12 protein-coding genes and 1 pseudogene are annotated in these 13,212 nt (G+C 70.2%); 8 read left to right on the plus strand and 5 right to left on the minus strand.

Annotated features, from left to right (window positions below; all coding sequences use genetic code 11):
* Positions 1-334 precede the first annotated feature (334 nt).
* Entirely contained in the window at positions 335-1,198 is an 864-nt protein-coding gene (locus LV79_RS06275; protein WP_253832961.1) for a Vgb family protein, read from the plus strand.
* On the opposite strand, the gene LV79_RS06280 is transcribed toward LV79_RS06275, so the two are convergent.
* The 3 genes and pseudogenes from LV79_RS06280 to LV79_RS06295 all read right to left on the minus strand — a co-directional run.
* Entirely contained in the window at positions 1,195-1,581 is a 387-nt protein-coding gene (locus LV79_RS06280) for a carboxylesterase family protein (RefSeq protein ID WP_301320762.1), read from the minus strand. The genes LV79_RS06275 and LV79_RS06280 overlap by 4 nt on opposite strands.
* On the minus strand, positions 1,578-1,901 hold the full coding sequence (locus LV79_RS06285; protein WP_372495271.1) for a hypothetical protein: 324 nt from the start codon (positions 1,899-1,901) through the stop codon (positions 1,578-1,580). The genes LV79_RS06280 and LV79_RS06285 overlap by 4 nt, the downstream gene beginning before the upstream one ends.
* 199 nt (positions 1,902-2,100) lie before the next feature.
* Positions 2,101-2,544: pseudogene (locus tag LV79_RS06295) on the minus strand (carboxylesterase family protein); the annotation flags it as partial.
* Positions 2,545-2,796: 252 nt separating this feature from the next.
* Here LV79_RS06295 and LV79_RS06300 point away from each other — a divergent pair.
* On the plus strand, positions 2,797-4,362 hold the full coding sequence (locus tag LV79_RS06300) for a methyl-accepting chemotaxis protein (protein WP_253832963.1): 1,566 nt from the start codon (positions 2,797-2,799) through the stop codon (positions 4,360-4,362).
* A gap of 45 nt (positions 4,363-4,407) precedes the next feature.
* On the opposite strand, the gene LV79_RS06305 is transcribed toward LV79_RS06300, so the two are convergent.
* Positions 4,408-5,007 (minus strand): nitroreductase family protein, encoded by a 600-nt coding sequence (locus LV79_RS06305; RefSeq protein ID WP_253832965.1) that lies wholly within the window; start codon positions 5,005-5,007, stop codon positions 4,408-4,410.
* A gap of 52 nt (positions 5,008-5,059) precedes the next feature.
* On the opposite strand from LV79_RS06305, the gene LV79_RS06310 reads away from it, so the two are divergent.
* The 3 genes from LV79_RS06310 (at position 5,060) to LV79_RS06320 (ending at position 7,317) form a co-directional block, all read left to right on the plus strand.
* Positions 5,060-5,914 carry an exodeoxyribonuclease III gene (locus tag LV79_RS06310; protein ID WP_425547584.1) on the plus strand — a complete coding sequence of 285 codons (855 nt, stop codon included), beginning with the start codon at positions 5,060-5,062 and terminating at the stop codon, positions 5,912-5,914.
* A 141-nt stretch (positions 5,915-6,055) separates the two neighbouring features.
* Positions 6,056-6,772: a Crp/Fnr family transcriptional regulator gene (locus tag LV79_RS06315; protein WP_253832967.1), complete on the plus strand. Its 717-nt coding sequence runs from the start codon at positions 6,056-6,058 to the stop codon at positions 6,770-6,772.
* Between the two features lie 56 nt (positions 6,773-6,828).
* Complete coding sequence (locus tag LV79_RS06320; protein WP_253832969.1) at positions 6,829-7,317, plus strand: hypothetical protein; 489 nt, start codon at positions 6,829-6,831, stop codon at positions 7,315-7,317.
* 358 nt (positions 7,318-7,675) lie between these two features.
* On the opposite strand, the gene LV79_RS06325 is transcribed toward LV79_RS06320, so the two are convergent.
* Positions 7,676-10,588: an AfsR/SARP family transcriptional regulator gene (locus LV79_RS06325; protein ID WP_253832971.1), complete on the minus strand. Its 2,913-nt coding sequence runs from the start codon at positions 10,586-10,588 to the stop codon at positions 7,676-7,678.
* 200 nt (positions 10,589-10,788) lie between these two features.
* Here LV79_RS06325 and LV79_RS06330 point away from each other — a divergent pair, with 200 nt between their 5' ends.
* The 3 genes from LV79_RS06330 to LV79_RS06340 are packed head-to-tail and all read left to right on the plus strand — an operon-like array spanning position 10,789 to position 13,203.
* Positions 10,789-11,985 carry a hypothetical protein gene (locus LV79_RS06330; protein ID WP_253832973.1) on the plus strand — a complete coding sequence of 399 codons (1,197 nt, stop codon included), beginning with the start codon at positions 10,789-10,791 and terminating at the stop codon, positions 11,983-11,985.
* Positions 11,978-12,277 (plus strand): hypothetical protein, encoded by a 300-nt coding sequence (locus tag LV79_RS06335; protein WP_253832975.1) that lies wholly within the window; start codon positions 11,978-11,980, stop codon positions 12,275-12,277. The genes LV79_RS06330 and LV79_RS06335 overlap by 8 nt, the downstream gene beginning before the upstream one ends.
* Positions 12,274-13,203 (plus strand): carbohydrate kinase family protein, encoded by a 930-nt coding sequence (locus LV79_RS06340; protein WP_253832977.1) that lies wholly within the window; start codon positions 12,274-12,276, stop codon positions 13,201-13,203. Before LV79_RS06335 ends, LV79_RS06340 begins: the two co-directional genes overlap by 4 nt.
* The last annotated feature ends 9 nt before the right edge of the window (positions 13,204-13,212 follow it).

A 13,212-nucleotide genomic window follows, 5' to 3' on the forward strand; every position in this document is an offset into this window, starting at 1 on the left:
CCCGTGGGACACTGGGGTCGTCCCAACGTAAAGCGGAACTGATCCGGGTCGGGACCCAACAGGACGCCATAACTCTTCCCACCGGTTTTCGCCCGGCCGTGCGCACGCGTGCTGCATCACCGCTTGTGATGCCCAGTCAGGATTGGCGTCACCTGTTGCGGTGGTGGGAATGCCGTCGATGTGGGGTTCGTGGCCGACCTATCTTCTTCGTTGTCCGCTTCCGTGTGCGGACAGGCGCAGAAGCGGTCGGTGGGCCCATCACCCCCGCCGGTCCGCTTCTGCGCCACCCAATCCGCTTGCGCCCACCCGCCGGGCTCGACCAGGGTTGGTGGCCATGACCGCGTACCGCAGTTCCCTGGTGGTGGAGTTCCCCGTGGCGGCAGGTCCATACGGGATCGTCGTCGGGCCGGACGCGGCACTCTGGTTCACCAGGGTGCCAGGCGGCATCGGCAGGCTCACCACGGCGGGCGAGGTCACCGACCACCCGGTCCCAGGTCGCCCGATGGCCATCACCACCGGCCCCGACGGCGCGCTCTGGTTCACCAACGAGGACCGCGTCGGCCGCATCACCACCACCGGCGAGGTCACCGGCTTCGACCTCCCCAACCCCGGCGCGGGCCCGTACGGCATCACGACCGGCCCCGACGGTGCGCTCTGGTTCACCGAGATGAACGCCAGCAAGCTCGGCCGCATCACCCCCGGCGGCGACGTCACCGAGTTCGACCTCCCCCCAGGCGCCTTTCCCGCCCACATCACCACCGGCCCGGACGACGCACTCTGGTTCACCCTCAACCAGGCCAACGCCATCGGCCGCAGCACCCCGAGCGGCGACATCACCACCTTCCCCCTGCCGACCGCCGCCGCTGCCCCCGTCGGCATCTGCGCCCGCGAGGACGCACTGTGGTTCGTCGAGATCGGCGCGGGCCAGATCGGCCGAATCACCCCTGACGGCGACATCACCGAGTTTCCCCTGCCCGACCGCACCGCCCGCCCGCACGCCATCACCGCGGGCCCAAACGGCTGCTGGTTCACCGAGTGGGGCGCGGGCCACGTCGGCTGGATCGACCAGAACGGCGCCATCGAGCGGTACCCCCTACCCAACCCCAAGTCCGAGCCGCACGGCATCACCGTCACCGACGACGGCGCGGTCTGGATAGCGCTGGAGACCGGCTCAATCGCCCGGCTGACCAGGGGCTAGCCGCCCCAGAAGGCGCAGTGGTGCCTGCCGACGAAGTCGACCGGCCCGGACCCCCGCGGGGTGAGCTCTTCGACGTACGGGAACCGGGGCCAGTCAGTGCTGCCGGTCCTGGCGAACGCGGCCCACTGGTCGATCATCCGCTCGGACAGCCGCTGCTGCCCCGGCGTGAACTCCGGGCTGAACCCACCCAGGTCGAACAGGGACCACAGTTCGGACGCGTGCTGCGCGCCCATCGGCATCGTGGTCGGCCCCGGAGCTAGCAGCGGCGCCCGCCGATCAGCGAACTCGTACTGGTGCGCCGGCACGTGCCGGGCGAGTGCGCGGGAGGTCGCGTACTGGGTGCAAGCCCACTTGCTGTCGGTTGTGATGGCTGTCCAGGTCAGTGCGCCGGAGTCGTAGTGCTCTCTGGGGTACTCCGCGCTGACCGAGGGGCCGTCTCACTCATCACCGCGGCGAACGTCTGCTCCGTCATCGCGGTGGAGCGGTCGTCGTACCGAGAGACCCCCTGCGTGGTTTCATCCCGCGTGTTGCCGGAGAGAACCGGTGCGCGGTGGAAGTCGCCTCTGCGGATGGCCTGACCGGGGTGCGTGGGCAGGAACGCGGTGCCGTAGGCGGGCTGGATGAACTTCTGCTGCACCGGCCAGAGCGCGTCCACCGACAGGCCCCGCAGGCAGGCGATGGCCGCATCGCCCGTGCAGCCCAATTGCTCAGCGGTGCTCTTGCCCTGCGCCGTGCGGGCTGTGCGGGCCCACGACGCGCGGATCACCGCCGAACACGGCGAGCGCGCCGTCTGGCTGCTGGGCGACGACTTCGGACAGCGGGTCGTAGATGTCGTCCGCGGGCTGCTTGCGGTACTCGGTGTTCGCGATCCAGCTCGTCAGGCACGACCCGCTCTGCAGCACGACCTTGGCGAACAGCCCGCGTGCCTGCGGCGCCGTCATCAAGGCGCAGCTGCTGACACCGCCCGCGGATTGGCCCATGATGGTGACGTTGTCCGGGTCGCCGCCGAACGCCGCCGCGTTGCGCTGGGTCCACCGCAGCGCGGCCAGCTGGTCGGCTACGCCGAACGTCCGGGATCCCGGGAGGCCGGGGTGTCCGAAGTAGCCGAACACGCCGAGCCGGTAGTTCGGGGCGACCACCACCACGTCACCTCGCGCGGCCAGTCGCTGTGCGCCGTAGTTGCCTGCCGCGCCCATGTGGAACCCGCCGCCGTGCAACCAGACCACGACGGGCTTGGGCGTTCGGCTTCGTGGCGCTGGCACCTCCAGGTGTAGGCAGCCCTCGCTCCTACTGCCCTCCGGGAGTTCGCCGGGGTACTTCAAGCGGTCGCGCTGACCACCTGCCATCGGTTCACAGCCGGGACTCCTCTCGAACGGGGTTCCAGCAACCCGGTTCGACGAGGAAGCGGCACTCAAGGTCAACCGGGTCGCGTCGGACGTCCTAGGGACTCGCCCGACCCCTTGAGCGTACGCCGTATCGTCCGGCGCGGTGCACCGTGCGTCAGCGGTGTTGCCCCATCCGGGCGGCTGGGGCGGGAAACCTTCAGCTCGTCCGCACCGGTGCCAATACCACCGACACGCGTACCGAGAGGGAGTGCCATGGGCTTGAGCATCCGGTTCCGCCTGCTGGTGATGGCGGGCGTCGGCGTTGCCGCGCTCGGGGCGATGGCCGGGGTGGCGGCCAACGCTACGGATGCCCAGTCGGACGCTACCGCCGCGTTGGCGCGGGTCAGTGCGGCGATGAGCGCGCAGTGGAACGCGGACATGATGCACGACGCCATCCGGGGCGACGTCATGGCCGCGATCGGTGCGCAGACCGCTGCTGAGGTCGCTGACTTCGGTGCGCAGGAGGTCTCCGAGCACGCCGAGACCATGGTGGCGAAGTTCGACGCCGCTGCCGCCGGGGCGCCGGATGACCTGCGTGCTGGCTTCGCCGCGACCCGTCCCGCGCTGCTGGACTACACGAGCAAGGCCTCGGACATCGTCACCACCGCCACCAGCGACCCGGCCGCGGCCAGGGCCCTGGTGCCCGCCTTCTTGGACGTCTTCAGCCAGCTGGAGGACAAGCTCGGCGCGCTGGACGACCAGCTCTCCACCGCCGTCGAGCAGCAGCGCGCCGACGCGGACTCGGTCGGTGTCACCAACCTGACCCTGATCCTGCTCTGCGCGCTCGCCGCCGCCGTGGCGTTCGTGGCCATCTCGGCGTGGACGATCCGGGCCATCCGCGGCCCGCTGATGACCATGGTGCGCGGCCTCAAGGCGATGGCGGCGCGCGACCTGACCACCCGCGTCGACCTGGTCCGCCGGGACGAGCTCGGGGAGATGGCCGAGGCGATCAACGCGACCGCGGTGGCCATGGGCGAGGTGCTGACCTCGATGGGCGAGGGCACCGCGACCCTGCTCGCCGCCGGTGCCGACCTGGACCAGGTGTCCGGCAGGCTGGGCACCGCCGCCGCCGAGACGCTGGCCCGCACGAACGAGGTTGCCGAGTCCGCCGGTCGGGTGACCAGCACGATCACCGAGATCGCCGCCGCGTCGGCGCAGATCGGGTCGTCGGTGGACAGCGTCGCCAGGGCCTCCTCCGACGCCCAGTCGGTGTCCGCGCAGGCCGTGCGGGCCGCCGAGGACACCGCGAACGGGGTGCAGCGGCTGCGCGCGGCGAGCCGGGAGATCGACGAGATCGTCCGCGCGATCACCTCCATCGCCGAGCAGACCAACCTGCTCGCGCTCAACGCCACCATCGAGGCCGCGCGGGCCGGTGCCGCGGGCAAGGGCTTCGCCGTGGTCGCCAGCGAGGTCAAGGACCTGGCCCAGGAGACGGCGCAGGCCACCGAGAACGTCAAGACCAAGATCAGCGTCATCCAGACCATGACCGGCGAGGCGGTCGAGGCGATCGACTCAATCCGCGCGGTGATCACCCAGATCAACGACGGCCAGCAGGGCATCGGCACCGCCGTCGACGAGCAGACCCGCACCACCCAGGGCATCACCACCAGCGTGGGCGAGGTCAGCCGCACCACCGGGCAGATCAGGGAGTCGCTCGACGGGATCTCCAGCAGCGCCGCGTCCACCGCGGACGGCGCCGCCGCGACCCAGCGCTCGGCCGCGACGCTGACCGCGACCGCCCGTCAGGTCAACGACCTCATCGGGACCTTCTCGTACTAAGAGCAGCAGTGGCCCCCACCAGTCTTGGTGGGGGCCACTCGCGTGTTAGTGGGTGCCCCACTGCCCGCGGTGGATGACCTCTGCGGCGCCACGCCTGCGTTCAGCGATACGCGCGGGCTGGTCCGGTAGGTCTGGCGCGCGGTATCCGACGGTGATGGCGCCGATGGGGTGGTAGTCGCTAGGGACGCCGAACTCGGCGCGGACGCTGTCGAGGTTCTCGGGCATGATGCCGAAGAAGCACGCTCCGAGCCCTTCGTCGACGGCCGTAAGAAGCATCAGTAGCGCCGCCATTCCGGTGTCGATGTGCCAGTAAGGGGCGGGCCAACGACTTTCCGCGCGGTCTTCCCAACCTTTGTCCGGTTCCGCGTACCGCTCCAGGTAAGCCAGTTTGTGTGCTAGCGGGATAACGACCAACGGCGCGTCTTGCATCGTGGGCGTCTGTTCCACGCGCGTGGGGATGAACGGCCAGAACCGCGCCCTGTCCTCGGGTTCGGTAAGAGCCAGGAATGCCCACCCCTGGGAGAACCCGGCTGAGGGTGCGCGAAGCGCGTTGGACAGAACGCGCTCGATGACCTCGGGGGCGAGCGGTTGGTCTGAGTAGTGGCGCACCATCCGACGTCGTCGGACCACCTCGGAGAACTCCATGCGCCTCAACGTACTCGCGCGGGGCGGCCTGGCTAGGGCTAACGTGGGCCGGGTGCGCGTGGCGACTTGGAACGTGAACTCGGTGAAGCAGCGGCTGCCCCGGCTGCTGCCGTGGCTGGACCAGCGGGCGCCGGACGTGGTGTGCCTGCAGGAGACGAAGCTCGCCGACGAGGCCTTCACCGCGTTGCTGGGCGGTCCGCTCGCGGAGCGTGGGTACGAGTTCGCGCTCAACGGTGAGGTCCAGTGGAACGGTGTGGCCATCCTGTCCCGGGTAGGTCTAACGGACGTGGTGCGCGGAATCCCTGACGGCCCAGGGTTCCCCGACCCGGAGGCGCGTGCCGTCTCCGCTACCTGTGGCGGTGTGCGCGTCCACTCCGTCTATGTGCCCAATGGACGCGAGCCGGACTCTGACCACTACCAGTACAAGTTGGCTTGGCTCGCGGCCCTACGGGACAACGTCGTCGCTGGCCCTGACGACGTCATGGTGTGCGGTGACATCAACATCGCCCCAACGGATGCGGACGTCTTCGACCCAGCCGCGTACGTAGGCCACACCCACGTAACCGAGCCAGAGCGCGCTGCCCTCGCCGAGTTGCTCAACGCCGGACTGCACGACGTGGTCCGCGACTGGTGGCCGGACCAGCGCGTGTTCACGTACTGGGACTACCGGGCAGGCATGTTCCACAGGGACTTGGGCATGCGCATCGACCTGGTCCTGGCAGGCTCACCTGTTGCCGATAGAGTTGCCGCCGCCTGGGTGGATAGATATGCCCGCAAGGGAAGTGGCCCTAGCGACCACGCGCCGGTGATCGTCGACTTGGACGAAGCCCCTGACGGCGACATCGGCCCGGTAGTGCCACCACCGTCCGCGCGGGGTACGACAGCCAAACTCCCTCAGTCTCAATAGGTACACGCGGAGTAGAGGTTTTCGCGTTCGTCGTGGGCTGATCCGGGCTATCCGCGCGGCATCGGGGTGACGCGGGCCTCCTCCTCCGGCAGCCGTGCTGGGTCGTTCTTACCGTCGTCCGTACGACAGACGGGAGACGACGTGGGTGCTGATTCCGACTGGCCGTCGACCACCTTGCTCGGATCGCTCGCCGAGCGCACGCGGGCGGCGCTGCTCGCGGCGGGCTCCGAGATCCGCTACCCGCGCAACCACTACCTGGTGCGCCAGGACGAGGAAGGCGACATCGCGTACCTCATCATGGAGGGCGCGGTGAAGGTCTTCATCGAGACCGCCAACGGCACCAAGAGCCTGCTCGGCATCCGCGTCGCCGGGGACATGGTCGGCGAGATGGGCGCGATCGACCCCGACGCCCGCCGCTCGGCCACCGTGCAGGCGGCGACCGCGCTGGTGGTCCGCTCGGTGCACCGCAACCGCTTGCGCGCGCTGCTCACCGAGTACCCGGACCTGGCCATCGAGGTGAGCAGGATGATCAGCGCCCGGCTCCGCTGGGCCAACCGCCGCCGGGTGGACGCCACCATCAAGGACGGCCGGGTCAAGCTGGGCAGGCTGCTGGTCGAGCTCGCCAGCTACTACGGCGAACGGGTGGGTGACCACTGGGAGCTGCGCATCCAGCTCACCCAGCACGAACTCGGCTACATGGCGGGCCTGGCCAACCGCACCGTCGAGAAGGCGCTGGCCGACCTGGAGCAAGAACAGGTGATCAGCAAGGCGTACCGGCGCATCCGGATCACCGACCTGCCGCGCCTGCGCCAGATCGCGAGCTGGGGCGAGAATCCGCCGCCGTGCGTAGTGCCCTAGCCTGAAGTGCCGGAGAGTGTCGATCGCACCCCTCGGCGACCCGAAAGGCTCAATCCATGGCACCGATCGGCGCAGAGGCTTCACAACTCTGCGTGGCCGCCGCCGGGACCTGCGGCCAGGCCGCCGAGAAGGTGGTGACCACGGCCGTCGACGCCGCCGGGCTGACCGTCCGCTGGCAACCGGGCACCCCGCTCAGCGGCACCCTCGCTCCCGCGGGCCCAGCCCCCGTCGACCGCTTCCTGCGCGCGATCGATATCGAACTCGCCGAGCACAACGCCCACCGGTCCCGCCTCCGCCTCCGCATCGCCCTGCACCTAGGCGATCCCGAGTCCACCCGAGGCCTGCTCGCGATCCCCGCCCTAGCCGACGCGCTGGACGAGGCCCCGGACGCGACCCTGGCGGTCCTGGTGTCGGACCGGGTCCCCCGAACCACCCGCCCCACCACCGACTTCGCCGAACTCCACCACCGCGGCGACTCCTTCTGGCTCTGGACCCCCGGCTGGCGCCCACCTCACCGCCGCACCACCACCCCCCTCTGGCGCTGATCACACCCGTGCCTACATTCCGCAAGAAGGCGGAATGTTTCCGTAGAACGAGTGGATATCGCGCTGATCTGCGCGTCTTCTGTGACTAATCGCAGGTGTTCGCCCACTTTAGTGGAACACACGTACTGGTGACCCTCTGTTTCGCCGTTGCCGAGGGGGTCTTACGATGCCGCACTGAAGCGGAAATTGCCGCTGCGGTACTCGAATTGACAGCAAAGGCGGCACCCAGTGCAGCACGCAATCCTCAGTCTGGTTCCCCACGCCGACCTCCTCCTGGCGAGCGCCAAGGTGGCCGGAGGGGTCATCCAGTTCTTCTTCGATCGCTGGATCGATATGTCGACAATTCGCTAGCCAAGGGCTAGCGCGGTAGCGGGCGGGTGGGCTCGGCGGTGTCGTCGAGCGGGGTGGGTCCCCGAGGTGCTGGGACGGTTCGGGCGACGCGGGCTTGGGCCGCGCGGACCCATCCGCTCACCCGCCGCGCCCGCTCCGCGTCGATCGACGCCAGCAGTTCGGCGCACTCCTGCCACACCGCCGCCGCGCGTTCGTGTGCACCCGCCGAGCTGTGGCATCGCCCGAGGATCTCCAGGGCGTCGGCGCGCCCGTGCTGGTCCTGGAGGTCGTGGAAGATCCCTGCGGCTGCCTCCGCTTCGACAGTGCCGCCGCCTTCGAGGCCGAGCCGGGCCTCCGCGAGCACGAGCAGCGTCGCCGCGGTGCCCGCGCGGTTGCGCACTTGCTCGTGCATCGGCAGCGCCTTCGTGCCGTACTCGACGGCGGTCGCGAACTGTTCGATGCCCAGGTGCAGCCGGGCCAGCGCGGTCACCGTGGTCGCGGCGCCGCCGGTGTCCCCGATCTGCTTGGCCAGTCCGAGCGCCAGGTGGTACTGCACACCGGCCTCGTCCAGGTTGCCCAGCTGGACCGACAGGTCACCGAGCCGGTGGTGCACCTTCGCGATGGCCCACGGCTTGCCCTCGTCCCGCTCGAACAGCGTGAGGCTCCGCCGGAAGTGCCTGTCCGCATCCCCCAGTCGACCGCTCTTCAAGGCCAGCGTGGCGATGTTGTGCTGGCACACCGCCTGCCCGTAGACGTGCCCGATGGACACGAACAGGTCGTGTGCCCGCTCGTACTGCCTGATCGCCTCGGCGTCGTCGTGCAGCAACTCGAAGATCCGGCCGAGGTTGTTGATGCTCCCCGCTTGCCCTTCCACGTCCCCGGCCGCCTCCGCCGCGCTGATGCCGAGCCTGCTGGCCTCCAGCGCCTCGTGCAGGTACCCCAGCCTGCGGATCGGTTCGTAGATCGCCGCGGACAGGCGCCACAGCTGCGCGCTCAGGCCGGTCCGCGCCGCCAGTCGGATGATCTCCATCAGGTTCGGCCGCTCGTGCGTGAACCAGTCCAGTGCGGTCTTGTCGTCGGTGAACCGCGCGGGTACCACCGAACTCGTCGCGGCGAGCTCGGGGACGTCGTTGTCGTCGGGGGTGGTCTGGTGCCGGGCGGCGACCGCGGACAGTACGTACCAGTCGACCATCCGCCGCCTGGCCTCGTCGTGCTCGGTGTGTTGGGTCGCGCGCTCGGCGGCGAGGACGTGCAGCAGGTCGTGAATCCGGTAGTGGTCCGCCCCTTCCTGCTGCAACAGTTGCGCGCTGAGCAGCCGGTCGACGGAGTGGTCGGTGCTCGCCCGGTCCGCCCCGTTGATCGCCGCCACGACCGAGCCGCTGAACGTGGGCAACGGGTGCACCCCCAGCAGGTCGAACAGCCGCCGCTCTGGTTCGTCGAGGTTGGCGATCGACCAGGAGAACACCGTGCGCGGGGTCCGGTCGGGGGAGCCGCCCGCGTCGAGGATGCGTTCCCGCAGCTGGGTGGCCAGGTCCCGGAGCGACACCGACGGCTTGGCCGCGACGTGCTCCCCGGCGATCAGCAGCACCAGGGGGAACCCGTCGGTGAGCGCGGCGATCACGCTGGCGGCGGCCGGGTCGTCGGTGACGCGCGCGCCGAGCCGGGTGCGCAGCAACTCGATCCGCCGCTGGTCGTCGAGCGGCTGGATGTTGATCAGGTACGCGTTGTCCGACAGCGCGAGGCTGGTCAGCGACTGCCTGCTGGAGATGATCACCGGGCACTGGTTCATCGCGGCGAGCAGCGGCTTGGCGTGCTCTGCGTCGCTGACGTTGTCCAGCACGACGATCAGCCGCTTGCGGCTGGTCAGCTGCCGCAGCAGGACCGCTTTTTCCTCAGGCGCGTCGCCACCCGAAATCTTGTGCTGGCGCAGGAAGTCGGTCATCACGTGGGTCGGGTCGAGCGGCGCCGCGGCGGAGAACCCGTGGAAGTCCTTGTACAGCAACCCGTCTGGGAAACGGTCCATCCTCGAGCGCACCCAGCGTGCGATGAGCGCTGTCTTGCCGACGCCCGGTGGTCCGTCGATGGCCACCAGGGCGTCGGGGCGGGCGGTGGCTTCGTCGAGGCGGCGCAGGGCGTCTTCGCGGCCGATGAAGTACGGGGTGTCCCTTGGTAGGTCCGCGAGGGCGGGGCCGGGTGGTGTGTCGGTGACCTGGGGGCCGCCCGCGACCAGGTCGTCGTGGAGTTTGCGGAAGGTGGACTCGGGTTCGCGGTGGTGTTCGGCGGTGTAGCGCTGGGTGAAGGCGCGGTGAAAGTCCGGGATGTCCCTGGTGCGGCCCGCCGCGTGCAGTGCGCGCATGTACTGGCCTGCCAGGTGTTCGTCGTGCGGGCGTTCCTCGCGGATGGCGGGGAGCTCGCGCAGGACGTAGTCGTGGTCGCCGGTGGCCAGTTTCGCGTCGAACAGGGCGCGGTACGCGGGGATCAGCTCGCTGCCGATCAGGTCGTCGCGCATTCGCCTGGCGTAAGAGGTCTTGCTCTCGCCTAGCGGGTGGCCGTCCTCCCACAGTGCTACCGCGCGCTCCAGTTGGCGCGCCGACTCTGCCGGGTCATCTGTCGCCTCGCTCTGGGCGACGAGGGCGCGGAACCGGTGGTAGTCAACGCGATCCGTGTCGACCTCTAGCGAGTACCCGGCGCTGGTGGAGGTGATCCGGGCGCCCGCGATCGCGCGTTCGAACGCCCTCTTAGCCCGGGAGATATAGATGGTCAGCGTCTGGCGGGCCTCCGCAGGGCAGTCGTCGTCCCACAGGAACTCGATCATCCTGTCCCGGCTGACCGGCTTGTTCGCGTAGAGCAGCAGCAGCGCGACCAGGCTGCGCGGCTTGAGGTGCGTCGCCGTCCAGACCCGTCCGTGCAGCCGGATGGGGCCAAGGATGCGGATGTCCACCGACGTCCTCCTCCGGCGCGGCCGGGGCTGGTGAAAGCCGAGTGTCGCGCGACTGTGACCCCGGTCGCACCGCACCAGGGCGGCGTTACTTAATCGTTACTCGCGTGTTCCGGGGTCCGCAGGCCGACTGCAAGGCGACTGTTCGACGCCGCCTGGACTGTTGAGCAGGTGATTCCGTTGTTCACAGGGGGTGGGGAAGGGTGGAAGAGATCGAGTGGGCCACGGTGCCGGTCGGCGTCGATGCCCAGCGTTGGCAGACGGTCCGCACGCGGCGCACTGTCCTGGTGGTAGTGCACACCTTGGTGTCCGGCCAGCGGTTGCTCGACGTGGTCGGCCTCGTCGAGTCGGACCCGAGGGTGCAGGTGCTCTACACGCGGGCGCCCGATGTGTTCGGTGGGGGTGTGGACCGGTTCCTGGCCGGGGTGGGCGCGTTCCGGATCCCGTGGGCGCAAGCGGTTCGGGAGCGGTTTGACCTCGTGCTCGCCGCGTCCAGTGGCGGCCTCGAACGGGTGCACGGGCCGTTGGTGCTGTTGCCGCACGGCGCGGCGTACGGCAAGAGGACCGGCGCGGGCGGCCCGGTCTACGGACTCGACGCCCCGCGGTTGGTGCGCGACGGTCGTGTCCTGCCGTCCGCGCTGGTGTTGTCCCACGAGCGGCAGCGCGAGGTGCTCGCGGACCAGTGCCCGCAGGCGGTCGACGCGGCCTTGGTCGCCGGGGACCCGTGCTACGACCGGATGATCGCCAGTTCCGGGTTGCGGGCGCGGTACCGGGCGGCACTAGGCGTGCGACCCGGCCGCGAACTGGTGGTCGTGACGTCCACCTGGGGTGCGTCGTCCTTGGTGCGGGAGGAGTTGCCGCTCTACACGCGGTTGGTGCGGGAGCTGGACCCGCGGCGCTACCGGGTCGCCGCGACGGTGCACCCCGCGGTGTGGTTCGGCCACGGGGAACGGCAACTGCGGTCCTGGTTGGCCCAACCGCTGGCCCGCGGCCTGGTCCTGGTCGAACCGGAGCAGGACTGGCGGCCCGCCGTGATCGCCGCCGACCACGTCATCACCGACCACGGCTCGACCGGTGTGTACGCGGCGGCGATCGGGAAACCGGTGCTGGTCACCGGATCCCCCGCCGACGGCCTCGACCCGGCATCACCGCAGGCGCTGCTGGCCGAGTCCGCGCCGAGGTGGACGCCGCGCCGCCGAGTGGGACGCCAGTTCCACCAGGCGGACCCGGACCTGGCTGCCGCCGTGGCCGCCCGGCTCACGTCGCACCCGCGCGGCTCGCACAGGTTGTTGCGGGAGCGGCTCTACGAACTGCTCGACCTGCCGCTCACCGGCAAGCACCGCGGCCCCGAGCAGATCCCCGTGCCCGTGCGGGTTTCCGAGGGGAGGAACTTTGCCTAGCCACACGGTCGACGTCGTGCTCGTCCACTGGGCGAACACCGGCCGCGCCGCGAGGCAGAGCGCCGACGTCCTGCTGGCCGAGCACCACGACCAGTACACCGCGCGGCGGTGGGCGGCACGCACCCTCGCCGAGTACCCCGGCTGCCTGGTCGCCGCCGCCCGGCACGACGGTGGCCTCACCGCCGTCGCGAGACACCACAGTGGACGTCCACTGTGGATGGAGCTGACCGGCCCCGTCGACCCCGACCTGGCGTCGGCGGCCGCAACCGCGTTGGGAGAGGTGATCGCATGAGGAGCAGGATCGCGGTGGCCGGAGTGGTCACCGCCAGCACGGCGTGCAGCGTCCCGGCGTTCCCGGTACCGCTGATCTCCAGCAGGAGGTTGCCCGGCGGGGTGCACTTCCGGCTCTCGGGCAGCGGGCACACCGTGGCCAAGACCGTCACCCGGCTCGGCTCGGAGGTCGCCTTCGCCACCTACGTCGGTTCGGACCTGCTCGGCGCCGTCGCCGCGCAGGGTCTGCGGGACCAGGGGCTCTTCGGCCCGGGGGTCCAGGTCTGCGCGGAGCAGCCGAGGTCCCTGCTGCTGTTCGACCCGGGTGGGACGCGGTCGGGCACCAGCGACCTGCGCGACACCCCCGGGCTGACCTACCCGGGTCCGGTGTTCGACCAGTTGCTCGGCGGCTGCGACCTGGCCGTGCTGTCGAACATCTCCTTCACCCGACCGCTGGTCCCGGTCGCGGTCGAGCGCGGCGTCCCGTTCATCACCGACGCGCACCTCGTGGACACAGTGGACAGTGCGCACAACCGGGACTGGATGGCGGCCGCGCACGCGGTGTTCTGCTCGCACGAGGGGTTGCCCCGGGGCCCGGTCGACTGGGTCGCGGACATGTGGCGAGCGCACCGCACGCCGGTTGTGGTCGTCGGGTGCGGCGCGGACGGCGCGATCGTCGGACTGCGTGCGGACCGCCGGATCTGGCAGGTGTCACCGGTGACCCCGCGCGGGGTGTCGTACCAGAGCGGGGCGGGCGACACGCTGCTCGGTTCGTTCGCCCACCACTACGCCAGGTCGGGCGACGCCTTGACGGCCTTGCGCGCCGCGGTGCTCAGCGCGGGTTGGGCCGTGGGCGGTGAGCCGGGCACAGACCGCTCGCCGACCGCCGCGGTCCAAGAGGAACTGGTGGCCGCTTTGGGGCTACCCGCCGTCCAACGATTGCGTTAGCCGACAAGA

Source organism: Actinokineospora globicatena (genome assembly GCF_024171945.1).
Classification (GTDB): Bacteria; Actinomycetota; Actinomycetes; order Mycobacteriales; family Pseudonocardiaceae; genus Actinokineospora; species Actinokineospora globicatena.

What these genes read in the sequence shown, in the direction of transcription:
- LV79_RS06320 (WP_253832969.1), top strand. Translation starts at nt 6,829, where the DNA reads ATGGCACCGATCGGCGCAGAGGCTTCACAACTCTGCGTGGCCGCCGCC.
- LV79_RS06340 (WP_253832977.1), top strand. Translation starts at nt 12,274, where the DNA reads ATGAGGAGCAGGATCGCGGTGGCCGGAGTGGTCACCGCCAGCACGGCG.
- LV79_RS06275 (WP_253832961.1), top strand. Translation starts at nt 335, where the DNA reads ATGACCGCGTACCGCAGTTCCCTGGTGGTGGAGTTCCCCGTGGCGGCA.
- LV79_RS06305 (WP_253832965.1), bottom strand. Translation starts at nt 5,007, where the DNA reads ATGGAGTTCTCCGAGGTGGTCCGACGACGTCGGATGGTGCGCCACTAC.
- LV79_RS06300 (WP_253832963.1), top strand. Translation starts at nt 2,797, where the DNA reads ATGGGCTTGAGCATCCGGTTCCGCCTGCTGGTGATGGCGGGCGTCGGC.